At 67.0% G+C, this 23584-nt stretch carries 23 protein-coding genes; 15 read left to right on the top strand and 8 right to left on the bottom strand.

The window, feature by feature from the left end; translation table 11 throughout:
• Nucleotides 1-15: 15 nt before the first annotated feature.
• Complete coding sequence (locus QPK27_RS19260) at nucleotides 16-1815, bottom strand: DUF885 family protein (protein ID WP_290419790.1); 1800 nt, start codon at nucleotides 1813-1815, stop codon at nucleotides 16-18.
• A 272-nt stretch (nucleotides 1816-2087) separates the two neighbouring features.
• On the opposite strand from QPK27_RS19260, the gene QPK27_RS19255 reads away from it, so the two are divergent.
• The 4 genes from QPK27_RS19255 to QPK27_RS19240 are packed head-to-tail and all read left to right on the top strand — an operon-like array spanning nucleotide 2088 to nucleotide 5953.
• Entirely contained in the window at nucleotides 2088-2471 is a 384-nt protein-coding gene (locus tag QPK27_RS19255) for a hypothetical protein (RefSeq protein ID WP_290419789.1), read from the top strand.
• Nucleotides 2471-3934 (top strand): ATPase domain-containing protein, encoded by a 1464-nt coding sequence (locus QPK27_RS19250; protein ID WP_290419788.1) that lies wholly within the window; start codon nucleotides 2471-2473, stop codon nucleotides 3932-3934. Before QPK27_RS19255 ends, QPK27_RS19250 begins: the two co-directional genes overlap by 1 nt.
• 12 nt (nucleotides 3935-3946) lie before the next feature.
• Entirely contained in the window at nucleotides 3947-5272 is a 1326-nt protein-coding gene (locus tag QPK27_RS19245) for an ATP-binding protein (RefSeq protein WP_290419787.1), read from the top strand.
• A gap of 57 nt (nucleotides 5273-5329) precedes the next feature.
• Complete coding sequence (locus QPK27_RS19240; RefSeq protein ID WP_290419786.1) at nucleotides 5330-5953, top strand: exopolysaccharide biosynthesis protein; 624 nt, start codon at nucleotides 5330-5332, stop codon at nucleotides 5951-5953.
• A gap of 139 nt (nucleotides 5954-6092) precedes the next feature.
• On the opposite strand, the gene QPK27_RS19235 is transcribed toward QPK27_RS19240, so the two are convergent.
• Complete coding sequence (locus QPK27_RS19235) at nucleotides 6093-7310, bottom strand: pyridoxal phosphate-dependent aminotransferase (RefSeq protein ID WP_290419785.1); 1218 nt, start codon at nucleotides 7308-7310, stop codon at nucleotides 6093-6095.
• A gap of 111 nt (nucleotides 7311-7421) precedes the next feature.
• The gene (locus QPK27_RS19230) at nucleotides 7422-8942 is read right to left on the bottom strand and encodes a peptide MFS transporter (RefSeq protein ID WP_290419784.1); all 1521 of its coding nucleotides are present in this window, start codon (nucleotides 8940-8942) and stop codon (nucleotides 7422-7424) included.
• Nucleotides 8943-9142: 200 nt separating this feature from the next.
• Here QPK27_RS19230 and hpnE point away from each other — a divergent pair, with 200 nt between their 5' ends.
• The 3 genes from hpnE to QPK27_RS19215 all read left to right on the top strand — a co-directional run bounded on the left by hpnE (nucleotide 9143) and on the right by QPK27_RS19215 (nucleotide 14513).
• Nucleotides 9143-10606: a hydroxysqualene dehydroxylase HpnE gene (hpnE, locus tag QPK27_RS19225; RefSeq protein ID WP_290419783.1), complete on the top strand. Its 1464-nt coding sequence runs from the start codon at nucleotides 9143-9145 to the stop codon at nucleotides 10604-10606.
• Between the two features lie 74 nt (nucleotides 10607-10680).
• Nucleotides 10681-11931: a hypothetical protein gene (locus QPK27_RS19220; protein WP_290419782.1), complete on the top strand. Its 1251-nt coding sequence runs from the start codon at nucleotides 10681-10683 to the stop codon at nucleotides 11929-11931.
• 188 nt (nucleotides 11932-12119) lie between these two features.
• Complete coding sequence (locus tag QPK27_RS19215; protein WP_290419781.1) at nucleotides 12120-14513, top strand: TIM-barrel domain-containing protein; 2394 nt, start codon at nucleotides 12120-12122, stop codon at nucleotides 14511-14513.
• Nucleotides 14514-14570: 57 nt separating this feature from the next.
• Here QPK27_RS19215 and QPK27_RS19210 read toward each other — a convergent pair whose 3' ends face one another.
• The 3 genes from QPK27_RS19210 to xth form a co-directional block, all read right to left on the bottom strand.
• Nucleotides 14571-15197: a LysE family translocator gene (locus QPK27_RS19210; RefSeq protein WP_290419846.1), complete on the bottom strand. Its 627-nt coding sequence runs from the start codon at nucleotides 15195-15197 to the stop codon at nucleotides 14571-14573.
• 96 nt (nucleotides 15198-15293) lie between these two features.
• Entirely contained in the window at nucleotides 15294-15869 is a 576-nt protein-coding gene (locus QPK27_RS19205; protein WP_290419780.1) for an MliC family protein, read from the bottom strand.
• Between the two features lie 66 nt (nucleotides 15870-15935).
• Nucleotides 15936-16721 carry an exodeoxyribonuclease III gene (gene xth / locus QPK27_RS19200; RefSeq protein ID WP_290419779.1) on the bottom strand — a complete coding sequence of 262 codons (786 nt, stop codon included), beginning with the start codon at nucleotides 16719-16721 and terminating at the stop codon, nucleotides 15936-15938.
• A 183-nt stretch (nucleotides 16722-16904) separates the two neighbouring features.
• On the opposite strand from xth, the gene QPK27_RS19195 reads away from it, so the two are divergent.
• The 7 genes from QPK27_RS19195 to QPK27_RS19165 all read left to right on the top strand — a co-directional run bounded on the left by QPK27_RS19195 (nucleotide 16905) and on the right by QPK27_RS19165 (nucleotide 21455).
• Nucleotides 16905-17735, top strand: a complete 831-nt coding sequence (locus tag QPK27_RS19195) for an ABC transporter substrate-binding protein (RefSeq protein WP_290419778.1) — start codon at nucleotides 16905-16907, stop codon at nucleotides 17733-17735.
• 9 nt (nucleotides 17736-17744) lie between these two features.
• Nucleotides 17745-18440, top strand: coding sequence for an amino acid ABC transporter permease (locus QPK27_RS19190; protein ID WP_290419777.1), 696 nt, complete (start codon nucleotides 17745-17747; stop codon nucleotides 18438-18440).
• A 9-nt stretch (nucleotides 18441-18449) separates the two neighbouring features.
• Nucleotides 18450-19142 carry an amino acid ABC transporter permease gene (locus tag QPK27_RS19185; protein WP_290419776.1) on the top strand — a complete coding sequence of 231 codons (693 nt, stop codon included), beginning with the start codon at nucleotides 18450-18452 and terminating at the stop codon, nucleotides 19140-19142.
• Nucleotides 19143-19152: 10 nt separating this feature from the next.
• Nucleotides 19153-19881: an amino acid ABC transporter ATP-binding protein gene (locus QPK27_RS19180; RefSeq protein ID WP_290419775.1), complete on the top strand. Its 729-nt coding sequence runs from the start codon at nucleotides 19153-19155 to the stop codon at nucleotides 19879-19881.
• A gap of 55 nt (nucleotides 19882-19936) precedes the next feature.
• Nucleotides 19937-20353: a secondary thiamine-phosphate synthase enzyme YjbQ gene (locus tag QPK27_RS19175; RefSeq protein ID WP_290419774.1), complete on the top strand. Its 417-nt coding sequence runs from the start codon at nucleotides 19937-19939 to the stop codon at nucleotides 20351-20353.
• A 160-nt stretch (nucleotides 20354-20513) separates the two neighbouring features.
• Entirely contained in the window at nucleotides 20514-21074 is a 561-nt protein-coding gene (locus tag QPK27_RS19170) for a hypothetical protein (RefSeq protein WP_290419773.1), read from the top strand.
• Between the two features lie 33 nt (nucleotides 21075-21107).
• Nucleotides 21108-21455, top strand: a complete 348-nt coding sequence (locus QPK27_RS19165) for a GFA family protein (RefSeq protein WP_290419772.1) — start codon at nucleotides 21108-21110, stop codon at nucleotides 21453-21455.
• A 64-nt stretch (nucleotides 21456-21519) separates the two neighbouring features.
• Here the strand turns inward: QPK27_RS19165 and QPK27_RS19160 are convergent, their stop codons facing one another.
• Nucleotides 21520-22032: a hypothetical protein gene (locus QPK27_RS19160; RefSeq protein WP_290419771.1), complete on the bottom strand. Its 513-nt coding sequence runs from the start codon at nucleotides 22030-22032 to the stop codon at nucleotides 21520-21522.
• Nucleotides 21987-22541, bottom strand: a complete 555-nt coding sequence (locus QPK27_RS19155) for a hypothetical protein (RefSeq protein WP_290419770.1) — start codon at nucleotides 22539-22541, stop codon at nucleotides 21987-21989. The genes QPK27_RS19160 and QPK27_RS19155 overlap by 46 nt, the downstream gene beginning before the upstream one ends.
• Before the next feature lie 3 nt (nucleotides 22542-22544).
• On the opposite strand from QPK27_RS19155, the gene QPK27_RS19150 reads away from it, so the two are divergent.
• The gene (locus QPK27_RS19150; protein WP_290419769.1) at nucleotides 22545-23534 is read left to right on the top strand and encodes an aldo/keto reductase; all 990 of its coding nucleotides are present in this window, start codon (nucleotides 22545-22547) and stop codon (nucleotides 23532-23534) included.
• Nucleotides 23535-23584: the final 50 nt, after the last annotated feature.

Raw genomic sequence — 23584 nt, 5'->3', positions numbered from 1 at the left:
CGATCCAACGCGGGATCAGCCTTCCTTCGGATACGGGTTCGGTCCTCCATCCGCGATGAACTGATCGATCCGCTGCTGCAGCACCGGCAACGGCACCGACCCCAGTTGCAGCACGGTGTCATGGAAGTTGCGGATATCGAACTTCGGCCCCAGTCCTTTCTCGGCCCGCGCCCGCGCTTCCTGGATCGCCATCTGCCCCAGGTAATACGACAGCGCCTGCCCCGGCCACGAGATATACCGATCGACCTCGGTCTCCACCTCGTGCTTCGACAGCGCGGTATTCTCCATCAGGTAAGCCTGCGCCTGCTCGCGCGTCCAGCCCTTGGCGTGGATGCCGGTATCAACCACCAGCCTTGAAGCGCGCCAGGCCTGGTAGCTGAGCATGCCGAAAATCTCGTAGGGCGACTCGTAGATCCCCATCTCGACGCCCAGCCGCTCGGCATACAGCGCCCAGCCTTCGCCATACGCCGGGATGTAGGCGCGGCGGAACGGCGGCACGCCCTTTTGTTCCTGCACGATCGGACCCTGGAAGGCGTGGCCCGGCGCCGATTCGTGCAGCGTCAGCGCCGGCAGGCTGTAGAGCGCGCGCGCCGGCAGGTTATAGGTGTTGACCCAGTAGGTGCCCGGACCGCCGCGTCCCGCGGTCCAGAACGGCGCCTGGTCGTCGGGCACCGGCACGATCGCGAAGCGCCGGCGCGGCAGATAGCCGAAGTACTGGTCGGCCTTGGCGTCGAAGCGCTTCGAGGTCCAGGCCGCCGCCATCAGGAGTTCCTTCGGCGTTTTGGCGTAGAACTGCGGATCGGTGCGCAGGAACTGCAAAAAGGCCGCCAGGTCGCCCTTGAAGTCGACCTGGCGCATCACCTCGTGCATCTCGGCGCGGATCTTGGCCATCTCCGACAGACCGATGGCGTGGATCTGGTCGGCCGTCATATTGGTCGTGGTGAACTCGACGATCTTCGACTGGTAATAGGCTTTCCCGCCCGGCATGGCTTCGGCCGCCAGCGTGGTGCGCGCCTTGGGCACGTATTCGTCGCGGAAGAAAGCCAGCACCCTGGCGTGCGCCGGCTGCACCTTGTCGCGGATCGCGGCCACGGCGCGCGCGCGCAACGCTTCCTGCTCGGCCGCCGGGACCGATGCGGGCATCTGCTTGAACGGGGCGTAGAACACGGTGTCCTGCGGCGATTTTGCGTCCACCACCGACAGCAGCGTGCTGTCGCGACCGGCCAGGGTGACGCGCGGCGGAGTGAAGCCGCGCGCCAGGCCGGCGCGCATATTGCCGACTTCCTGCTCGAAGTAGGCCGGCAGGGCGTCGAGCTGGACCAGGTAGTTGCGGTAGTCGTCGATGCCGTTGAACGGGCGCCGCGCGCCGTAGGTGACGTCGGTCCAGAACGCGGTGTCGGCGTTGACCGGCTGCTCGTACTCGCGGTACAGCTGGGCGTCGTGCAAGGCGGCGATCTGGGCGCGGTAGACCGCGTAGTTGATGCGCTCGGGCGCCGACAGCTCGGCCGGCTTGATGGCGTCGAGTTCCTTCAGGATGCCGGCCCAATAGACGCGGCGCGCTTCCTGCGCCGCGGCGTCGGCGCGCGCCAGGGTCGGGCTGATGCCGCGCTCACCCTCGGCGCGGGCCAGGCGTTCCTTGACGCGCCACTGCCACTCCCTGGTATGGATGCGCTTGAAGCGTGCGTCGGCGGCATTGGCTGTCGCGGTGGCGTTCGGCGCCGGTGTGGCGGCGGCAGGCGCATCGGGCGCAACGGCGAGCGCTGCGGCTGCGAAGGCGAAGGTGGCGGCAAAGACGGCGCCCGGTTTCTTGTTCATCGGTCCCCTGCTGGTAAATGAGCACTATTGCTCAGCAAACAGCATCTTAGCGGGGATCGGTGCGCATGCCTACCGGATACAATACAGTCTGCGCCGGCGTATTGACACCCCGGCGCTGCATAAAATTTTGTTAAATCTCTGGCGAGTGATAGTACAGAGTCAAGATATAATGTTCGTCAATATTTCGGCGGGCAAGCGCACGACGACTCTGCACCCTGGCGTGCATGGACCATTCATGATGATATCGGCAGTAATTGTTTTGCGAACCGGCGATGATGACGAGTAAGGGCGGCCCCGGGCGCTCGGAAGGGCACGCTCATCTCATCCAGTCCTGGCGGCGCCTCGCCGACCAGCTCGGTCCCCTCATCGGCGACAGCGGTTTTTGCGCGCTCTTCGGGCGCGCTTGCCGTGTTGTCGGTCCAGAGTTCAAATGGCTGGCGGATACTCCGCCGTGCAAGACCCGCGACACCCAAATCAACGCGCTGGACGAGATGCTCGCCAGCGTCGCCCCCGAGCACGCGCTCGCCGCACACGCAGCGCTGCTCCAGACCTTCAACGAATTGCTGGCCGCATTGATCGGCCAGGGTCTCGCACGGCGCCTGCTTGACGCCGCCGCGCGCGTCGGGGACGATAAGAATGAACAGGAGCGCAAGTAATGAGCGATAAAGTAACCCTTGGGAAATTGAGTGCCGGTGTGCCGGGCCTCGATGTTCTCCTCGGGGGAGGCCTGAGCGAGTTTTCCTTCAACCTGATCGCGGGCGCGCCCGGATCCGGCAAGACCACGCTCGCGCACCAGATCATGTTTTCGCTGGCAACGAACGAGCGGCGCGCCCTGTTCTTCACCGTGCTCGGCGAGCCGCCCCTCAAGATGCTGCGCTACCAGCAGCAGTACGGCTTCTTCGAGATGGACAAGGTCGGCAGCTGCATCCGCTACGTCAACCTGGCCGAAGACCTGCGCGCCGGCGACTTCAGCGGCGTGCTGGCCCGCATCATGAAGGAAGTCGAAAACTTCTCGCCGAGCATGGTGTTCGTCGATTCGTTCCGCTCGGTGGCCCAGACCGCGCGCAGCGGCAACGAGGGCGTGGCCGACCTCCAGTCCTTCATCCAGGAACTGGGCACGCGCATGACCAGCTGGCAGGCCACCACCTTCCTGATCGGCGAATACCTGCACAGCGACGTCGAGGCCAACCCGATCATGACGGTGGCCGACGGCATGATCTCGCTGGCCCAGCTGCACGAGCAGAACACCGTGATCCGCAAGATCCGCGTGGTCAAGATGCGCGGCCAGCCGCACCTGGCCGGGTCGCATACCTTCCGCATCACCGACGACGGCATCCGGGTCTATCCGCGCGTGCTGCCGCCGCTGGCCGACGACCGCCTGCCGGGCGTCGACGTCGACCAGGAAATGCGGCGCATCCCGACCGGCGTGCCGGAACTCGATGCGATGCTGCACGGCGGCCTGCCGCAAGGCCATGCGCTGCTGGTGACCGGTCCGAGCGGCGCCGGCAAGACCATCCTCGGCACCACCTTCCTGCAGGCCGGCGTCAAGGCGGGCGAGAAGGGCGTCGCCGTGTTCTTCGAGAAGGGGTCCTCGCGCCTGCGCAACGCCGCCCTGGCGCGTATGGTGCAGTCCGGCGAGATCAGCGTGGTCGAAAGCCGCATGATCGACCTCACCATCGACGAGCTGCTCGATGAACTGAACGAGACCATCGACCGCACCGGCGCGCGCCGGGTAACGATCGATTCGCTGTCCGAGATGGCGCTGTACCTGGCGCCGGAAGGGCGCACCCACCTGCGCGAGGTGGTGTTCCGCATGCTGTCGGCGCTGGCCAAGCGCAACGTGTCGGTGATGGTGACGATGGGCGTGGACGACGACTTCACCCGCCTGCGCCTGAGCCAGGCCGACATCGCCTACCTGGCCGACGCCATCGTGCTGATGCGCTTCGGCGAAAGCGGTGGCCAGCTGCGCAAGTTCATCTCGGTAGTCAAGGTGCGCGGAAGTGGCCACAGCCACGATCTGCGCGAGTACACGATCGACGACGACGGCCTGCAGATCACGCCGCTCGGCACCGAGTACCAGGGCGTGGTGCACGGCCTGCCGCTGGTGCGCGGCACATAGGGGATGCACGGCATGGCGAGCGTACCCACCCACGACGATGGCGATCTGGCGCGCCGCCTTGCCGGGCTCGAAGCCGAGAACGCGCGCCTGCGGCGCGAAGTCGACGAGCAGCGCGAACTGGCGGAGCACCTGCGCGAAGCCAACGAACACCTGGTGCTGGCCGCGGTGCACGCCCAGACTTCGCGCGACGACGCCGAAGAGACCAATCGCCGCCAGAACGAATTCCTGGCGATGCTGGCGCACGAACTGCGCAATCCGCTGGTGCCGATCAGCGTCTCCGCCAGCCTGCTCGAGCGCAACCCGGCGGTCGCCGGCACGCTCAGGCAGCTCACCGGCGTGATCGGGCGCCAGGTCGGCCACATGGCGCGCCTGCTCGACGACCTGCTCGACGCCGCCCGGCTTTCGAGCGGCAAGATCACGCTCGCAATCCAGCCGCTGCGCCTGTCCGAGGTGCTGGACCAGGCGGTGGAAACCGTGCTGCCGCGCCTGCGCGAGCGCGGCCAGCAACTCGACGTGGCCCAGGCGGCGCCCGACGTGGTGGTCGATGGCGACGCGGTGCGCCTGACCCAGGTCTTCACCAACCTGCTCAGCAACGCCTCGAAATACACCCAGGACGGCGGCCGCGTGCACGTGGCGGTCGAGTGCATCGACGGCGCCGGCGTCAGCGTGCGCGTGAGCGACAACGGCTCCGGCATGGCCGAAGAGACCATGCTGCGCGCCTTTGATCTGTTCACCCAGGGGCCGCGCTCGCTGGCCCGTTCCGAAGGCGGCCTGGGCGTGGGCCTGAACGTGGTGCGCAACCTGGTCGGCATGCACGGCGGCGGCGTGTCCGCCGCCAGTCCCGGACCGGGGCAGGGCAGCACCTTCACCGTTTCCCTGCCGCGCTCCAGCGCTGCCGCCCCCCACGGCGGCGCGCCCGCGCCGGCGCCCGGGACGTACGCGGCGCGCCGTATCCTGGTGGTGGAAGACAATGCCGACGCCTGCGACGTGCTGCGCATGCTGCTCGAACTCGAAGGACACCAGGTCGCGATCGCGCTCGACGGCCATGCCGGCCTGGCACTGGCGCTGGCGGGCGGCTTCGACGCCATCGTGTGCGACATCGGCTTGCCCGGCATCGACGGCTACGAATTGATGGAGCGCTTGCGCGCCGCCTGCCTGCAACGCCCGCAGGAGCGGCGCCCGCTGGCGGTGGCGCTGTCCGGCTACGGCCAGCCGAGCGACCGCGAACGCGCGCTGGCAGCCGGTTTCGACCGCTACCTGGTCAAGCCGGTGGCGCCCGGCGCGCTGGTCGAGGCGCTGGCGGCAAGCGTGCCGGCTGCCGGCGCGGCCGTCCTGTAGAATGCGGCGCGCCTCCCGGCGCCCCGACCTCCCGACCCCTCTCGACACACACACGCCATGCACAGTGCCCCGATCTCGCAACGCCTTCGCTCTCTGGTTCGCTCGATGCCGCGCACCGGCATCACCTTGAGCGAACTGATTCACCGCGTCGGCAACGACGGCCTGTTGATCCTGGCGGCGCTGCTGACGCTGGTGTTCCTGATTCCGGTGTCGATCCCCGGCGTGAGCACCGTGTTCGGCGCCGCCATCCTCCTGATCAGCGTCAGCCGCCTGTTCCGGCGCAACCTGTGGATTCCGTCGAAGCTGGAGCATCGCGTGATCGGCACCCGCAAGCTGCGCCCGCTGCTGCGCAAGGCGCTGTCGTGGCTCAAAAAGATCGAGACTGTCAGCCGCCCCAACCGCATGGGCTGGCTGGCGGCCGACGGCGCGGTCGGCACGCTCAACAGCCTGGCCCTGATCCTGGGCGCGGTGCTGTTGATGATGCCGTTCGGGCTGATCCCGTTCAGTAACACCTTCCCGGCGGTGGCGATCCTGTTCCTCGCGATCGGCCTGCTACAGAAGGACGGCGTCAGCGTGCTGCTGGGGCACGTCAGCAACGTCGTCACCATCATCTATTTCGGTGTGCTGATCGGCGGCGGCGGGCTGGCGCTGCGCGAAGTGTTCGAGCGACTGACGGCCTGACCCGGCCGATATCCTGACGTAGGGTTGGCGGCTCAGCCGCCGACGCGGCGGCCGGCGTCCGGTGATCGCTGCCGGCTCCGAGATCGCGCCAGAGATTCCACAGCTAACCATCACCGCGTCGGCGGCGAAGCCGCCAACCCTACGATTGCGCGAACAGGCGGCGCAGCCGCTCCACAGCCTCTTCGATCCGCTCGTACCTGGTCGCATACGAGAAGCGCACATGGCGGCCTGGCGCGGCCACCCCGAAATCATCGCCGGGCACGATCGCCACGTGCGAACGATGCAGCACGTCCAGCGCGAACGCCGCGCTGTCGCCGCGCAGCGGATGGGCGACCTGGCCGATGTCGGCATAGACGTAGAACGCCCCGTCCGGCATCACCGGCACCGCGAAGCCCAGTTCGCGCAGCGCCGGCACCAGATAATCGCGGCGGCGCTGGAATTCCAGGCGGCGCTCCTCAAAAATCGCCAGCGCTTCCGGCGCGAAGCAGGCCAGCGCCGCATGCTGGGCCACGGTCGGGGCGCAGATGAACAGGTTCTGCGCCAGCTTTTCGAAGGTCGGCACCAGGCTGTCCGGCACCACCAGCCAGCCCAGGCGCCAGCCGGTCATGTTGAAGTATTTCGAGAAGCTGTTGACGGTGATGACGTCCGGGTCGAGGGCCAGCGCGCTCACCGGCTTGTGGTCGTACGACAGTCCCTGGTAGATCTCGTCGACGATGGCGAAGCCGCCGCGCGCGCGCACGGCGCCCAGCATCTCGCGCAGCTGTTGCGGCGTCATCGAGGTGCCGGTCGGGTTCGAGGGCGAGGCCACCAGCACGCCGCGCGTGCGTTCGCTCCAGCGTTCGGCGACGTGGGCGGCGCTGAGCTGGTAGCGGTCCTCGTGCGAGGACGGCACCAGCACCGGGGCGCCGCCGAAGCTGGCCACGAAATGGCGGTTGCACGGGTAGCTGGGGTCGGGCATCAAGACCTCGTCCCCGTCGGACACCAGCGCGGCGCAGGTCAGCAGCAGGCCGGCCGAGGCGCCGGCGGTGACCACGATGCGGCGCGGGTCGATGTCCAGGCCCTGCACGGCGGCGTAGTGGCCGGAGATCGCCTCGCGCAGTTCGCGCAGGCCGAGCGACTCGGTGTACTGGGTGACGCCACCGCGGATCGTTTCCATCGCCGCCTGGGCCACGATGTCGGGCGCGGTGAAATCGGGCTCGCCCACGCTCATGCTGATCACGTCGTGACCGGCGCGTTTGAGTTCGGCGGCGGCTTTCACCATCTCCATCACGCGGAACGGTTCGATGGCGTGCACGCGCTGCGCGACCTGGAGTGCGCGCGCGGCCTGGGTGTCGGGGGAGGTCTGGGTGGTGGACATGCTTGCAGCCGGAAGGATGGACAGTGAGACCGGCTATTCTATAAGAAGCCGGGCCCGCGCGTGCGGCGGCGCCCGGCTTCCCTTGCGCCCGATCCGGCGCCTCGCCTGCGATCAGCGATGCGCCTGGTGCGCCGCCGTCAGGCGCCGCATCAGCGGCAGCGCAGCCAGTGCGATGAAGGTGCAGGCGATCGCCGCCAGACCCAGCTTGTTGAACAGGCTGGTGTAGATCGGCAGCGTCTGCAGCGGGTCGCTCATCCCCTGCGGCACGCTGGCCATGGTGGCGACCACGCCGCCCAGGTATTGCGAGATGCCGACCGCGACATAATAGGCGCCCATCATGAAGCCGCCCATGCGCGCCGGCACGTAGCGCGCGATCATCGCCAGTCCCAGTCCACTCACCAGGAGTTCGCCCAGCGAATACAGCCCGTAGCCGGCGATCATGATCCACGACGAGGTCAGCCCGCCCACGGCGAAAGCGCCGGCCACGCCATAGGTGAAGAAGCCGGCCGCCACCACCGCAAAGCCGAGCGCGAACTTGGCGGCGATCGACAGGTCGAAGCGGCTGCCGCTGGCGCGGGTGTAGGCCCAGGCCAGGATCGGGCTCAGGACCATGATCCAGATCGCGTTGAGCGCCTGGAACTGGCCCGGCGACCAGGTGAACAGGTGGCTGCCGAACAGGGTGAAGTCGAGGTCGACGTTACGCAGCGCGAACAGCGACAGCGAGGTCGACATCTGCTGATAGAAGATGAAGAAGAACACGGTCTGCAGCGTCAATACCAGCGCCGCCGCCATGCCGGCGCGCTCGCTGGCTTCGCTGGTGCGGATCAGGTAGACGAAAATCCCCAGCACCACGATGCCGGCGACGTACACGAACAGGCGCGCCAGCCACTGGTATTCGAGGATGGTGGCCGATGCCGCCACCGCGATCACGCCGCCGCCCAGCACCAGCGCCAGCTTGCCCCAGTCGAGCGGCAGCGCGTCCGGCGGCGAGCCGATATGGGCGATGGTCCGGCGCAGCACGCCCACCGTCAGCAGGCCAACCCACATGCCGACGCTGCACACCGCGAACGCCACGTGCCATCCGAGTTCGCCGGCGTAGTGGGCGTTGACGTAGTCCTTCAGCGCCGGCGTGGCCAGCATCGAGACGGTGGAGCCGATATTGACGGCCATGTAGTACATGGTGAAGGCAGAGTCGATGCGGGCGTCGTCGCCTTCGTAGATCTTGCGCACCAGGTTGGCGGTGTTCGGCTTGAACAGGCCGTTGCCGACCACGATCACCCCCAGCGCCGAGAAGGTGAGCCAGGTGTTGGTGGTGGGGATCGCCATCAGCGCGTAGCCGAGCGAGAGGATGATGGCGCCGATTACCATGCAGCGGCGGGTGCCGAGCACGCGGTCGCCGACCCAGCCGCCGATCGCCGGCGCCACGTAGATCAGGGCCGCCGCCGCGCCCCACACCAAAGTGGCGCGGGTGTCGTCGAAGCCAAGGCGCTGCACCAGGAAGTAGATGATCAGCGCCTGCATGCCGTAGTAGCCGAAGCGCTCCCACAGTTCGATCAGAAAGACGGTAGTGAAAGACCGGGTTTGCGAAACCTGGCGCCCGGCCTGGCCGGCCGCCGAATACTGCATGTTCATAAAGCTCCTTGCGTGACCGCCCGTCGGGCCACGCCCGGCAGGCAAGCGGCGATGCTATGCCTTCTGCGCCGATTATGCAATCTTGACAGCCGCGCGGCAGGGAAGGTGTGTGCATTGTGTGCGCATTGTGTGCGGGCGCACCGACCGCCGCGCCCGCTCGCCTAGACTGGCCCGACATGAACGGCAATGGGCGAGGGCGAATGACGGAAGTGGCGGTGATCGGTGGCGGCCTGGCGGGGCTGGCGTGCGCAGTGGCGCTGGCCGAACGCGGCATCGCATTGACGGTGATCGAAGGCGCGCAGCAGCTCGGCGGGCGCGCCAGCTCATGGCGCGAGCCTGGCAGCGGCGACGTGGTCGACATCGGTCCGCACATTTTCCACACCGAATACCACAACATGCTGGCGCTGCTCGACCGTCTCGGCACGCGCGACCTGATCTCGTGGCAGCGTGGCGAGGTGCTCACCATCGCCAGCAAGCCGCGGCCCACCGTGCTGCGCCAGACGCGCCTGCCGGCGCCGTTCGGGCTGGTGCCGAGCATCCTGCGCGCGCCCGGCCTGGGAGTGCTCGATTACCTGTCGATGGCGCGCACCGGCTGGCGCGGCATGTGCTTCGGCGAGGAGCAGGTGGCCGAACTCGATCGCATGTCGGCGCTCGACTTCCTACGGCAACAAGGCGTGAGCGAGCGCATGATCGACTGGTGGTGGCGCTTCGCCGCGATGGTGGTCACCAACGTGCCGCTGGAGCGTTGTTCGGCCGCCTCGCTGATGCGCATTCACGCCCAGCTGAGCGGCTATCGCGGGCTGCAGTTCGGCTTCGCCAAGGTCGGGCTGAGTGAGCTGTACACCGAGCAGGCGACCCGCATCGTGCGCCAGGCCGGCGGCCAGGTGCGCATCGGCGTGCCGGCGACGGCGCTGCTGGGCGATGAGCGCGTCGAAGGCGTGCTGCTGGCCGACGGCACCCGCATCGCCACGCCGCAGGTGGTGAGCGCGCTGCCGCCGCACGAACTGAATGCGCTGCTGCCCGCGAGCTGGCGCGGCGAGCGGCCTTTCGATGCATTGGAGCGCTTCGAGCCGAGTCCCTACATCTGCGTCTACTTGTGGTTCGACCGGCCGCTGGGCATGCACCGTTTCTCGACCCACCTGTATTCGCCCGAGCGCCTCAACTACGACTTCTATGACCTGAGCCAGATCCGCGCCGGCTGGGAAGGGCGCCCCAGCGTGGTGGCCTCGAACATCATCTACAGCCATCGCGCGCATCACTTGACGGACGAACAGATCGTGCGCGCGACGGTGGATGAACTGGCCGAATTCGTGCCGGCGGCGCGCGAGGCGCGCGTGCTGCGCTTCGACGTGCACCGGGTGCCGATGGCGATTCCCGGCGCCACGGTCGGCTTCGAGGGCTTGCGTCCGGCCGCGCGCTCGCCGCTACCGGGGCTGACGCTGGCCGGCGACTGGGTCCGGACCCACATGCCGTGCACGATGGAAGGCGCCGTCAAGTCAGGCTTCATGGCGGCCGAAGCGGTGCTGGCGCAGCAGGGCGTTGACGTCAAACTGGCGCAGGACGCGCGCATGGTCGACGACCTGGCGGGCGTGGCGCGGCGCCTGCGCATGCTTACAGTTTCGCGACATTCTGTCGACAATAATCCCGAAAAGAAGCCTGATTGACAACCTAGAATCTCCCACGATCGCATACCGCGCCGGCACGCCCTGGCCTGGACAACATTCATTTGGGGATTCGCATGCACCAACACTTCAAGAACACTGCCATGGCAGTCGCCTGCGCGCTGCTGCTGGCCGCTTGCGGCAGCTCGCACGACGACCCGGCGCCGCAGCCGCAACCACAGCCGCAGCCGCAACCGCCGGTGGTGGTGACGCCGCCGGAGCCGGTGGTCACCAAGCTCGAACTGCTGTCGAGCAGCGCACGCGCGATGGACAGCGTCGCCTTCTACCGCGGCGCCGCCTACGTGTCGCTGGCCAACAGCAAGACCGAAGGTTCGGCCGTGCTGCGCGCCACGCTGCCCTTGACTACCGCGTCGAGCTGGAGCCCGGTGGGCATGGGCGCGTGCGGCATGGCGCCGCAGGGCGACTTCATCATGCGCGCGCCGCGCATCAAGATGGTGGGCGAGAACATGTGGCTGATGCAGCCGTGGTACGACGCGCCCGACACCATGAACGAGCCGTCGACCTGCATCCTGCTGGCCAGCAGCGCCAGCTTCGTCCCGCGCGACCAGGACCTGAAGGTCTGCAACGACTACTTCTGCGAGACGCTGTCGATGCAGGACATCAAGCTGCACAACAATCGCCTGTACAGCAACGCCGGCGGCGGCAGCAACCTGCTCACCTCGAAAGACAACGGCGCCACCTGGCAGGTGGTGCGCGGCGCGAAAGAGTCGATGATGTGCTACAGCTCCAAGTTCCATTTCATCGGCGACCGCGTGTTCGTCGGCGGCGAGTGCCCGCTCGACATGGCCTTCGTCGAGGCCTACCAGCTCAATGCCGACGGCAGCGCGCTGGCCAGCGAAGAGAAGCTGCCGCTCACGCTGCCCGAGATGGAAAACCGCAACGTCCAGTTCATCGACTCGGTGCCGGGCACCCAGCAGGTGTTCATCGGCGTCGAAGGTGGCCTGATGCGCAGCGAGGACAACGGCCGCAGCTTCAAGTTCGTGATCCACGAGCCGCTCAGCGACGCCAAGGGCTATCCGTACATCGGCGCCTTCCTGGCGCTGAAGGACAAGCCGTCGACCCTGGTCATCGGCGGCTTCGACAAGATGCACGGCCGTCCGTACCTGGCCTGGTCGAAGGACGGCGGCACTACCTGGACCGATATCTCGGCCATGGTGCCGGGCTATGCCAACAAGGGTGGAGACGAGAACAGTGTCGGATCGGTCAGCGCGCTGATGCAGGATCCGCAGGGCCGCATCATCGTGGTGGTCAACGAGCGAGCCGATAGCCAGGGGCGCCTGATGCAGCTGACGCTGGGCGACAAGTAACACCGCGCCGGTTGTCGCGACACGCCGTTCCCGTTCGCTCGGGACGGCGTGTTTTTCATTGTGTCTTCAGGTTCGCTTCAATTGCGGCAGGCTGCGCGAATCACCCCTGTTTCATCTGCCAGAATTCTGTCATGCTTCGCCTGCGGCGCCCACGCACCGCTCCGTTCACAATAACGACAGAGACGTTCATGACCAAGACCACGATCGCCGCGGCAGTGCTGTGCCTTTTCGCCAGCCCGCTCGCCATCGCCCAGAACGCCGACCGCCAGCTGCAGGGCGTGTCGCGCAACCAGAACACCCTCGAGATCGCGACCAACGACGGCCGCTACCTGATCAAGCCGTATTCGAGCACCGTGGTCGAGACCACCTTCATCCCGAAGGGCGAGCGCTTCGACCCGCATTCGCACGCGGTGATCCTGGCCCCGACCGCGGCGCCGGCCACGCTCAAGGACGAGGGCGGGCGCATCGTGTTCGCCACCGATGGCATCACGGTCACGGTCGACAAGCAGCCGTTTCGCATCAGTTACGCCTACAAGGGCAATCCGCTGATCGCCGAAAAGCGCGGCTTTGGCCGCGTCGAAGGCCACGACAGTATCGAATTCGCCCTCAGCGACGGCGAAGCGCTGTATGGCGCCGGCGCGCGCGCGGTCGGCATGAACCGCCGCGGCAATCGCTTCCGTCTGTACAACAAGGCCGACTACGGCTACGGCGCCCGTTCCGAGCTGCTGAACTACACGATTCCCGTCGCGCTGTCCTCGAAAAAATACGCGATCCACTTCGACAATCCGCAGATCGGCTGGCTCGACTTCGACAGCCGCAAGGACGGCACGCTGCGCTACGAAGTGATCGGCGGGCGCAAGACCTATCAGGTGGTGGCCGGCGACACCTGGGGCCAGGTCATGCAGGGCTACACCGGCCTGACCGGCCGCCAGCCGCTGCCGCCGCGCTGGGCCTTCGGCAACTTCGCCAGCCGCTTCGGCTATAAAAGCGAGGCCGAGACGCGCGCCGTGGTCGACAAGTTCGCGCAAGAGAAGATTCCGCTGGACGCCGTGGTGCTCGACCTGTACTGGTTCGGCAAGACCGTCAAGGGCACCATGGGCAATATGGCGTGGGACCGCGACACCTTCCCGAACGCCGAAAAGATGATGGCCGACTTCAAGGCCAAGGGCGTCAAGACTGTGGTCATTACCGAGCCGTTCGTGCTCACCACGTCCGACCGCTGGCAGGACGCGGTGGCGAAGGACGTGCTGGCCAAGGACAAGGACGGCAAACCGTTCGTGTACGACTTCTATTTCGGGAACACCGGCCTGATCGACCTGTACAAGCAGGAAGGGCGCGACTGGTGGTGGAATATCTACCGCGACCTGAAAGCTGGCGGCGTCACCGGCTGGTGGGGCGACCTGGGCGAACCGGAGCTGCATCCGTCGGCGCTGCAGCACGCGACAGGCACGGCCGACCAAGTGCACAACATCTACGGCCACGACTGGGCGCGCCTGATCGCGGAAGGCTATAAAAAGGAGTTCCCGAACGAGCGCCCGTTCATCCTGATGCGCGCCGGTTACTCGGGTTCGCAGCGCTTCGGCATGATCCCGTGGTCGGGTGACGTCAGCCGCAGCTGGGCGGGCCTGCAATCGCAGATGGAGATCTCGCTGCAGATGGGCATGCAGGGCCTGGCCTACATGCACTCGGACCTGGGCGGCTTCGCCGGTCCGGTGCTGGACGACGAACTGTATGTGCGCTGGCTGCAGTACGGCGTGTTCCAGCCGATTTTCCGTCCGCACGCGCAGGACGCGGTGCCGTCGGAGCCGGTGTTCCGCTCCGAGCGCGCCAAGGTGCTGGCGCGCGAAGCCGTGTGGCTGCGCTACGCCATGCTGCCTTATAACTACACGATCGCCTTCGACAACCAGCAGACCGGCATGCCGCTGATGCGGCCCCTGATGTTCGTCGAAACCGATCCGGACAAGCCGTTCGAGCGCGCCTCCACGTACCTGTGGGGTCCGGACTTCCTCGTGGCGCCGGTGACCGAGCCGGGCGCCACCCGTCTTGACGTGTATTTCCCGAACAGCGGCAGCGTGTGGTTCGACTTCCATACCGGCCAGGTCCATCGCGGCGGCGTGCTGGAAACCGTGCGCCCAGTCGAAGCGAATATCCCGGTGTACGTGCGCGCCGGCGCCTTCGTGCCGATGGCGAAGGTGGTGCAGACCACGCGCGACTACGACAGCCGCCAGATCGACCTGCACTACTACCACGACGCCTCGGTGCCGGCGTCGAGCGGCAAGATGTACGACGACGATGGCGAGACCGCCAATGCGTTCGAAGCGGGCAAGTACGAGATCGTGCGCTTCACCAGCCGCCAGCTTGAGGGCAAGCTGGAGATCGGCTTTGCCACCGAGACCGGCAAGGCGATGGCCGCCGCCGAACGCGGCTTCTCGCTGAAGGTCCACAACGTGCGCAGTAAGCCGCGCGCCGTGACCCTTGGCGGCGGCGCCGCGCGCTTCACCTGGAACGCGCAGCAGCACCTGCTCGAAGTGAGCATCCCGGCGCGCAAGGGCCAGGACGCGCAGGTGGCGATCACGCTGTGATCTGAGCGTGGCGGGGCAGGGTGGAGGCTTGGCCGTCCACCCTGGTCGCGGTCTGCTTCAGCGTGCCACGATCAGGCGCAGCCCGAGTCCGATGAACACCGCCCCGGCAATCCGATCCAGCCACATGCCGGCCCGCGGCGTGCGATTGAGCCACTGACCGACCGCGCCCGAGAAATACCCGAGCAAGCCGAAGATCAGCGCCGCCTGCAGCGTGAACACGATCCCCAGCATGCCGATCTGCAGATTGGCGTCGCCACGCGAGGCCACCACGAACTGCGGCAGGAACGACAGGAAGAACAGCACCACCTTGGGATTGATTGCCGCCGCCACCAGCCCCTTGGCGAACAGGCGCAGCGCCGGTTCATCCGGCGCGCCGGCAGCCGCCACGCGCGCGCCGCCGCGGCTGCGGATCGCGCCCCATCCCATCCAGATCAGGTACAGGCCACCGGCAATCTTCAATGCCGTGAACGCCGTTGGCGACGCCGCGATCAGCGCGCTCACTCCGATTACCGCCAGCACAGTATGGCTGATGCAGCCCATGGCGCACCCCAGGCCGAAGGCGATGCCGCGCAGGCGTCCCTTGGCGATGCCGGTGCTGAGCACCATCAGGTTGTCGGGGCCGGGGGAGAGGGTGATGAGGACGGCGGCGGCGAGGAAGCCGAAGAACTGTTCGGGCGAGAGCATGGCGAAAAAAAGCGGCATGGCGCAAATGGACGGGGGCGGACAGCATAACGCATGTCCGCCCCCGTCGACAGCATCAGGGTGGCGCCGGCGCCCGCCTTAAGCCTTCTTGCAGCTGATCTCCTTGGCATTCACGCCCCACTTGAGCGTGATCTTGCCCTGGTGTTCCTTGAACTCGTCCTGGCGGTTGCCGTACGCGATCCCGCTGCCGGTCGGCTCGCCGCGCAGCAGCAGTTTCTGGTCGCCGCGCTGGGCCACCATCGACTTGGGCGTGGTGTCGAAGAAGGTGGCTTGCAGCTTGCTCTTGTCGGCGCAGGTATAGTTCACCGGGCCGGTGGTCTTGACCAGCTTGTACTTGGTTTGCAGGTCCAGCATGCGGGTGCCGTAGGCGTTGCTGATGCACGAGCCCATCTGGTTCGAGCCGGCGCATTTCTTGACGCCTTCCCACCACTTGGTGTGCTCTTCCTGCACCGCCTTCTTGTCGCCTTCGGCGACTTTTTCCAGGGCCGAGCGGTACAGCGCGTACACCAGGCCTTCGGCCTCGGTCGAACCCGGATGGGCGCAGACTTGCGCTTCTTCCTTGCCGATGCCCTTGGCGCAGAAGCCCGGCATCGAGACGGCTTGCGCGCCGGCCGACACCAGCAGGGCGGATGCGAGAATGATTGCTTGTTTCATGTTGACTCCTTGTCGAGGTGGCGGCCGCCTCGCGTGTCGCGAGCGCTGCCGCGTATTGGTAAAGGTCTAGGCGCCGATCGCCTTGGCATCGAGTTCGATCCAGGTCGGCGTGTGGTCGCTCGGCTTTTCGCGCCCGCGCATGAACTTGTCCACGCCGGCCGCCTTCAATGCCGGCTGCAGCTTGGGGCTGAGCAGCAGGTGGTCGATGCGCAGGCCGGCGTCGCGCCCGAACGCGTTGCGGAAGTAATCCCAAAAGGTATAAATCGTTTCATCGGGATGCAGGTGGCGCAGCGAGTCGAGCCAGCCCTGCGCCAGCAGGCGCTCGAACGCGGCCCGGGTCTCGGGGCGGAACAGGGCATCCTCCGTCCAGCGCTCGGGCTTGTAGACGTCGCGCTCGGTCGGGATCACGTTGAAGTCGCCCATCAGCACCGCCGGCACGCCGCTTTCCACCAGTTCCGCGCCGCGCGTGATCAGGCGTTCCATCCAGGCCAGCTTGTAGTCGAACTTGGGGCCGGGCGCCGGATTCCCGTTCGGCAGGTACAGGCAGGCGATCAGCACGCCCTGGTAGACCGCTTCGATGTAGCGGCTTTGCTCATCCGAAGGGTCGCCCGGCAGGCCGCGCTGCACTTCCTGGGCCGGCTCGCGGGTGACGATGGCGACGCCGTTCCAGCTCTTCTGCCCATGCCACAGGGCGTGGTAGCCGGCGTCGCGGATCGCCTGCTCGGGAAACTTCTCCTGCGGCGCCTTCAGCTCCTGCAGGCAGACCACGTCGGGCTTCCTCTCCTCGAGGTAGTGCAGGAGGGCGTCGAGCCTGCTGTTGATGCTGTTGACGTTGTAGGTAGCGAGAAGCATGGTGTCTCCGGTGAGGTTGAGGCTATTGTGACAACAGTTTGCCGAAGCAGGCGCACGGGTTGCTCATGAAGCAATGTCCTATATGCTCGCACCTGCATTTTCTTATGGCAAATTATTCGTTTTTACATATAAAACTTTGCTTTATACTCCCACGATTGAATTTTTGCCGTCTGGAGCACCCCCATGATTACCCGCCGCCATCTCATCCTGACCGCCGTTGCACTCAGCGCCTCGTTGGGCGCCGGCCTGGCCCACGCCGACCAGCTGGCCGACATCAAGCAAAAAGGGCAGATCGTGTTCGGCGTGCTCGGCACCGATGAGCCGAACAGCTTCATCGACCCGAAGACGCGCCAGCTGGTCGGCTACGAGATCGACCTCGCCACCGCGGTGGCGAAGAAGATCGGCGTCAAGCCGGTGTTCAAGCAGATGGCGGTCGCCGCCCGCATTCCCGAGCTGCAGCAGGGCCACGTCGACGTCCTGGCCGCCACGCTTACCCACAACAAGGAGCGCGAAGCGCAGGTCGACTTCGCGCTGACCCACTTCGTCACCGGCTCCAAGGTCATGGTGCGCGCCGGCAGCGGCATCACCGCGCTCAACCAGCTGGCCGGCAAGAAGGTGGTCACGGTGCGCGGCGGCACCCAGGAAACCAATATCCGCGCCGCCGTGCCGAGCGCCCAGGTGGTGACGTTCGAGAACACCCAGCAAGCGTTCCAGGCGCTGCGCCAGGGCAAGGGCGTGGCCTACGTGAACGACGAATCGTCGCTGCTGGCCGACTACGGCAAGCTGGGCGCCGCGGCCAAGGGCTTCACCATCCTGGCGCCGTCGATCGGCATTGAAGCGATCGCGCTTGGCCTGCGCAAGGGCGAGAAGGGCCTCAAGAGCGTGGTCGACGCCACCCTGCGCGAACTGGAAGCCAGCGGCGCCGCCGAACAGCTGTTCAACAAGTGGTACGGCCCGGGCACCCGCGCCAACATCGCCAAGCGCGGCTTCAAGATCAGCACCGACAAGATCTGAAAGTAGTCCTTGCATTTCTTCGATCCGGCCATTCTGCAGTCCGGCCAGTACCATGACTGGCTGGTGCAGGGTCTCATCCTGTCGCTGCAGCTGACCGCGGTCAGCTTCGCCTTTGCGCTGCCGTTGGGCGCGCTGCTGGCGGTGATGCGCACCTCGACCTTCGCGCCGCTGCGCGCCATTGGCGCCACGATCGTGGAAGCGATCCGCAACGTGCCGCTGCTGGCGCACCTGCTGTTCTGGTACTTCGCTTTCCCCGAGCTGCTGCCCGAAGCGGCGCGCGAGGTCCTGTATGCCAACAACCCGGAAGCCGTGTGCGCCGTGATCGCCTTGAGCCTGTACAGCGGCGTGCACATGGCCGAGGACATCCGCAGCGGCATCCGCGCGGTGCCGCCGACCCAGCTCGAGGCGGCGCGTTCGCTCGGCCTGGGCCGCGCCGCCAGCGTGCGCCTGGTACTGCTGCCGCAGGCGCTGCGCGCCTCGGTGCCGCCGCTGCTGTCGCAGACCGTCAACCTGTGGAAGGACACCAGCGTGGCCACCGTGATCGGCGCCGCCGAGATGATGTACCAGGCCGCGCGCGTCGAGACCGCGACCTTCCGCAGCGTGGAAGCGTTCACCTTCGCCACGCTGGCCTACCTGACGGTGTCGCTGCTGATCTCTGGCGCGGCCCACCTGTACGGGCGCCGCTATCCGGTGCGGCCAGCATAAGGGGATGCGATGCTCGAACTGATCGATACCTACTGGCTGTACTTCCTGGTCGGCCAATATCCGGACGGTCCGCTCGGCGGCCTGGTGCTGACCATCCTGCTGTCCGGCGCCGCGCTGGTGCTGGCGATGCCGCTCGGCCTGTTGCTGGGCGTGGCCCGCGTCAGCCCGTACCGCGCGCTGCGCTGGCCGACGTCCGTGCTGGTGCAGCTGGTGCGCGCCGTGCCGCTGCTGCTGGTGCTGTTCTGGGTCTACTTCTTCCTGCCGGCGGTGACCGGCGTGAAGACCGGCCAGGCCAGCACCATGCTGATCGTGCTGGTGCTGTTCGACAGCGTCTACCTGGCCGAGATCCTGGCCGCGGGCATTCGCGCGCTGCCGAAAGGGCAGCTCGAAAGCGCCCGTTCGCTGGGCCTGGGCTATGGCGCTGCGCTGCGCCTGGTGGTGCTGCCGCAGACTCTCAAAAATGGCCTGCCGTCGATCGTCAGCCAGCTGGTCTCGACCATCAAGGCGACCTCGCTCGGCTACATCATCGGCCTGTCGGAAGTCTCGTTCATTGCCACCCAGATCAACACGCTGGTGTTCACCCAGGCGGTGCAGGTGTACCTGATCCTGGCGCTGACCTATTTCATCCTGTGCTTCGGCCTGTCGCGCCTGGCCTTCCTGCTCGAGCGGCGCCTGCAGCGCCGCCCGGCGCAAGTCTCCTGAGAGTTTTCCGATGATCGTCCTCGATAAAGTCAACAAGTGGTACGGCGCCTATCATGCCCTTAGCGACATCAGCGAGCAGGTCGCGAAGAACGAAGTGCTGGTGGTGTGCGGCCCGTCCGGTTCGGGCAAGTCGACCCTGATCCGCACCCTCAACCGGCTCGAGGAAATCGACGGTGGACGCATCGCGATCGACGGCCGCGACATCCATGCCAAAGGCGTCGACGTCAACGCGCTGCGCGCCGGCATCGGCTTCGTGTTCCAGAGCTTTAACTTGTTCCCGCACCTGACGGCGCTGGAGAACTGCATGCTGGCGCCGGTGCAGCTCAAACGTGCCACCAAGGCCGAGGCGCGCGAACAGGCGCTGGCGCTGCTCGATCGCGTCGGCCTGGCGCACAAAGCGGACGCCTATCCGGGCGCGCTGTCGGGCGGCCAGCAGCAGCGGGTGGCGATCGCGCGCGCGCTGGCGATGCGCCCGCCGATCATGCTGTTCGACGAGCCGACCAGCGCGCTCGACCCCGAGATGGTGGGCGAGGTATTGCAGGTGATGCGCTCGCTGGCCGGCGAGGGCATGACCATGGTCTGCGTCACCCACGAGATGGGCTTCGCGCGCGAGGTGGCCGACCGCATCTGGTTCATGGCCGAAGGGAAGATCCTGGAACAGGCCACGCCCGAAGCCTTCTTCACCCGTCCGCAGCACCCCCGCGCGCAGCAGTTCCTGGCCGACCGCCGGCGCGACTGATTCCAACGTGCCGCGCTAAGATGGTCGCATCACCTAGCATCGACAGGGCCGCACCATGGCGCACCAATCCATCCTCACCTTTTCCACGAGCGGGCGCGGCACGCGCGACATCACCGATGACGTCGCGGCCGTGGTCGCGGCATCCGGGCTGCAATGCGGCCTGGCGCACGTCTTCGTGCAGCACACCAGCTGCTCGCTGCTACTGACCGAGAACGCCGACCCCGACGTGCGGCGCGACCTGGAAACCATCGTCGGGCGCCTCGCGCCGGACGGCGACCCCGCCTACCGCCACGACGCCGAGGGGCCGGACGACATGTCGGCGCACGGCCGCAGCATGCTCACCGACACCGGCTTGAGCGTGCCGGTCGGGGGCGGACGGCTGCTGCTCGGCACCTGGCAAGGCATCTACCTGTGGGAACACCGCACCGCGCCGCACCTGCGCAAGGTGGTGGTGACGGTGCTCGGAGGCTGAAACATATGCATGCCATGTCGATGGCATGGAATGAAGTAGGGACGTAGATCCGGAGGGCGCCTTCTGGTAGCTTTGCGTGGTTGTGCTTGCATAGTTGTGCTTACATCCGTCGCGTAGCGGCTGCGCCGCCACGTCCCTTTCACCTGATCCGGGACACTCCATGCACGTCGATCCTGCTTCTCACAGACGCATCTCGCTGATGCTGCTGGCGCTCGGCTTCCAGGCCGGCGTGCTGGCCTGGGACCACCTCCATGGCGGCGTGCCGTCACATCACCTGCTGGCGAACCCCGACCTGCCCGCGGTCTCGAACTGGTGGGGCTTGATCCTGATCCCGCTGCTGGCCTGGTTCACCGTCGCTCAGGTGCATCGCCGCCGCGAGCCGGCGCGGCTTTCGTCTCCGGTCTCATCGCGTGCCCCATCACGCTTTCCGCCGCTGGCCGGATTCCTGTGCGCGCTGGCCTATGGTGCGCTGCTGGCAGTGCTGTTCGCCCGAGGCAGTGCGCTGACCGGATATCTGTTCTTCGGATTGCTGCTGGTAGCGTTGGTGGTGCGGCTGTGGCACGGCGAGTATCTGCTCGGCTTCGTGCTGAGCATGTCCTTCGTTGCCGGCCCAGTCTTGCCGGCCATGTTCGGGACTGTCATCGCGCTGTTTTCGTGGCTGGTTCACGCGACGGCGAGGGCGCTGTGGCGCAAGCTGCGCCCGCAGCGCGGCGTGTTCTAGCACGGCCCATATTCATTTCGACAGGAGAATTCCATGCTGTATCAAGGAAGCTGCCACTGCGGCGACGTCGCGTTCGAGGTCGAGGGCACGGTCGACAGCGCGCTGGCCTGCAACTGTTCGATGTGCCGCCGCCGTGGCTCGCTGCTGTGGTTCGTCCCGCACGAGCAGTTGCGCCTGCGCACGCCCGCCGACGCGCTGGCTGGCTACACCTTCAACAAGCACGTGATCGCGCACCGCTTCTGCGCCCGCTGCGGCATCCATACCTACGGCGAAGGCAGCGACCCGCGGGGCAACGTGGTGGCCGCGATCAACCTGCGCTGCATCGACGGCCTCGACCTCGATGCGATCCCGGTCCAGCACTACGACGGCCGCGCGGCATGAACTGAACCGCCCTGATGGCGGTGCGGGAAGGCGGGCCTGCGCCGGGCATCGCTCCGGCATTGGATTACGCCTTTCGTTTCTTGCGCATCGTACGTTGCCGCCGGCTGGTGGCGCGCTCGGCGTGTTGGCGCCGCAGCTTCCACGCGTCCCAGCATATGCCGAGCGTGGCGACGCCCGCCAGCGCCGTGGCGGCGATGGCTGACCAGGCAAGCACGTGCAGGAAGCCGTGTGCGGGGTCGTGGCGCCGGTATTCGTCGGCCGGCACGGCCGCCCATGGGTGCGCGCTCGAATAGGCAATGGCGGCCGGTGGCAGGGAGGACGGCGCGGGGATGTCGCGGCCGCCGCGCGATATCAGACCGCTCTCGACGGTGTAGTCGGCCCCGTCGACCCGATAGCGGTATTCGATCCGGTAGTGGCTGGCCCGGTGCCGGCTGGTGTCGACCGGTATCCCCACCACCGTGCCGGGCGACGCAGCGATCAGTCGCCGGATATAGAGCGCGTACGAGTCGCCGGCGGCCAGAACGACCATCGTCAGCACGAAGAACCCGGCAAACGCGCAGCAGGCGATTTTTCGCATCGCATTCCATCAATCCGTGAAGGCGTTTCAGTATCCCATGAATCGTGCATCCAGCGTGGCCTGGGTTCGCGGACCGGCGGGGCCTTCTGCCACCCTCGCAGCCGGACGCCGGGGCGCCGCCCGGCGCGCCTCATCGCGGCCAGGGCGGTGGCGCGTGGCTCAGGACCGCGCACATCGGATGGGGCGGGCGCATCGTCGCCATCGACGCCCGACGCCGGCGCGGCCGTGCCGCTGGCGCCATGCAGCGCGGCGGCGTCGGCAGCGTCCAACAGGCCGACCGCTTCCTCGTACCAGGTCTGGATCATGGTCTGGTGTTTGCGCTCCTGCAGCAGGGCGTCGCTGAAGCTGTCCACCAGGTCGGTGGGTCCCTGTTCGTGGGCCGGCGCGATCAGCGTCTCCCGACCTGCGCCGTCGCTCGGCTGCGCGGTGAGGATCGCGTGCAACCGTGCGCCCGCATCACGGCTCAGCGGGCAGTATGAGGCCTTTGTTTCAGCGATACGAAAGGACATCCGATGAGCCAACGCTATCAACCGATCACGCGCCTGGGCATGGGCGGCACCGGGCTGGGCGACATGTACCACCGGACCAGTGAAGAGGCCGGCAAAGCCACCGTCGACGCGGCCTGGGAAGCGGGCATCCGCTACTTCGACACCGCGCCGCACTACGGCGCCGGCCTGTCCGAGCACCGCTTCGGCGTCGCCTTGCGCAACCGTCCGCGCAATGAGTACACCTTGTCGAGTAAGGTCGGGCGCATCCTGGTCCCAAGCGAGACGCCCGAGATCGCGGATCCGTTCGTGGGCGGCCTGCCGTTCCGTCGCATCACCGACTACAGCGCCGACGGCGCGCGCCGCTCGGTCGAGGACAGCCTGCAGCGCATGGCGCTGTCGCACCTCGACATCGTCTACGTGCACGATCTGTCGCCGGACCGCTTCAGCCAGGCCGAATACGAGCATTACTATGCGATCGCGGCCGGCAAGGGCGGCGCCTTCGAAGGCCTGGTCAAGCTGCGCGAAGAGGGCGTCATCAAGGGCTGGGGGCTGGGCGTGAACACGGTCGACCCGTGCCTGCGCGCGCTGCGCGATTCCGATCCCGACATCTTCCTGCTGGCCGGGCGCTACACGCTGATGGAGACCACGCCGCTGGAACGACTGTTCCCGCTGTGCGCCGAGCGTGGCGCGCACGTGGTGCTGGGCGGGCCTTATAACTCGGGCTTCCTGGCCGGTGGGCCGAACTACGATTATGCGCCGGCCGGCGCGGACAAGATCGCGCAGCGTGAGCGGCTGCGCCAGGTGGCGGCGCGTCATGGTGTCGACCTGGCGGCCGCGGCGCTGCAGTTCGGGGCGGCGCATCCGGTGGTGGCGGCCACGATTCCCGGGGCCAGCAGCCCGGAGCACCTGAAGCGCAATGCGGCGCTGATGGAGGTGCGGGTGCCAAAGGTGTTCTGGGAAGAGTTGAAGGCGGAGCAGCTGTTGGCGCAAGAGGCGCCGGTGCCGTCGGCGTAACACCGGTACCGCGCTCTGGCCGCGTAGATACCGTCTCGGCCGTCAAGCCC

Origin of the sequence: Massilia sp. YIM B02443 (assembly GCF_030411955.1) — a bacterium.
Classification (GTDB): Bacteria; Pseudomonadota; Gammaproteobacteria; order Burkholderiales; family Burkholderiaceae_D; genus Telluria.
The sequence above is the reverse complement of the archived record's forward strand: the minus strand, read 5'-3'. Positions and strand labels throughout refer to the sequence as shown.

Coding starts and splice junctions, on each gene's coding strand:
- QPK27_RS19260 (WP_290419790.1), bottom strand. CDS start 1,815: ATGAACAAGAAACCGGGCGCCGTCTTTGCCGCCACCTTCGCCTTCGCA.
- QPK27_RS19255 (WP_290419789.1), top strand. CDS start 2,088: ATGATGACGAGTAAGGGCGGCCCCGGGCGCTCGGAAGGGCACGCTCAT.
- QPK27_RS19250 (WP_290419788.1), top strand. CDS start 2,471: ATGAGCGATAAAGTAACCCTTGGGAAATTGAGTGCCGGTGTGCCGGGC.
- QPK27_RS19245 (WP_290419787.1), top strand. CDS start 3,947: ATGGCGAGCGTACCCACCCACGACGATGGCGATCTGGCGCGCCGCCTT.
- QPK27_RS19240 (WP_290419786.1), top strand. CDS start 5,330: ATGCACAGTGCCCCGATCTCGCAACGCCTTCGCTCTCTGGTTCGCTCG.
- QPK27_RS19235 (WP_290419785.1), bottom strand. CDS start 7,310: ATGTCCACCACCCAGACCTCCCCCGACACCCAGGCCGCGCGCGCACTC.
- QPK27_RS19230 (WP_290419784.1), bottom strand. CDS start 8,942: ATGAACATGCAGTATTCGGCGGCCGGCCAGGCCGGGCGCCAGGTTTCG.
- hpnE (WP_290419783.1), top strand. CDS start 9,143: ATGACGGAAGTGGCGGTGATCGGTGGCGGCCTGGCGGGGCTGGCGTGC.
- QPK27_RS19220 (WP_290419782.1), top strand. CDS start 10,681: ATGCACCAACACTTCAAGAACACTGCCATGGCAGTCGCCTGCGCGCTG.
- QPK27_RS19215 (WP_290419781.1), top strand. CDS start 12,120: ATGACCAAGACCACGATCGCCGCGGCAGTGCTGTGCCTTTTCGCCAGC.
- QPK27_RS19210 (WP_290419846.1), bottom strand. CDS start 15,197: ATGCTCTCGCCCGAACAGTTCTTCGGCTTCCTCGCCGCCGCCGTCCTC.
- QPK27_RS19205 (WP_290419780.1), bottom strand. CDS start 15,869: ATGAAACAAGCAATCATTCTCGCATCCGCCCTGCTGGTGTCGGCCGGC.
- xth (WP_290419779.1), bottom strand. CDS start 16,721: ATGCTTCTCGCTACCTACAACGTCAACAGCATCAACAGCAGGCTCGAC.
- QPK27_RS19195 (WP_290419778.1), top strand. CDS start 16,905: ATGATTACCCGCCGCCATCTCATCCTGACCGCCGTTGCACTCAGCGCC.
- QPK27_RS19185 (WP_290419776.1), top strand. CDS start 18,450: ATGCTCGAACTGATCGATACCTACTGGCTGTACTTCCTGGTCGGCCAA.
- QPK27_RS19180 (WP_290419775.1), top strand. CDS start 19,153: ATGATCGTCCTCGATAAAGTCAACAAGTGGTACGGCGCCTATCATGCC.
- QPK27_RS19175 (WP_290419774.1), top strand. CDS start 19,937: ATGGCGCACCAATCCATCCTCACCTTTTCCACGAGCGGGCGCGGCACG.
- QPK27_RS19170 (WP_290419773.1), top strand. CDS start 20,514: ATGCACGTCGATCCTGCTTCTCACAGACGCATCTCGCTGATGCTGCTG.
- QPK27_RS19165 (WP_290419772.1), top strand. CDS start 21,108: ATGCTGTATCAAGGAAGCTGCCACTGCGGCGACGTCGCGTTCGAGGTC.
- QPK27_RS19160 (WP_290419771.1), bottom strand. CDS start 22,032: ATGCGAAAAATCGCCTGCTGCGCGTTTGCCGGGTTCTTCGTGCTGACG.
- QPK27_RS19155 (WP_290419770.1), bottom strand. CDS start 22,541: ATGTCCTTTCGTATCGCTGAAACAAAGGCCTCATACTGCCCGCTGAGC.
- QPK27_RS19150 (WP_290419769.1), top strand. CDS start 22,545: ATGAGCCAACGCTATCAACCGATCACGCGCCTGGGCATGGGCGGCACC.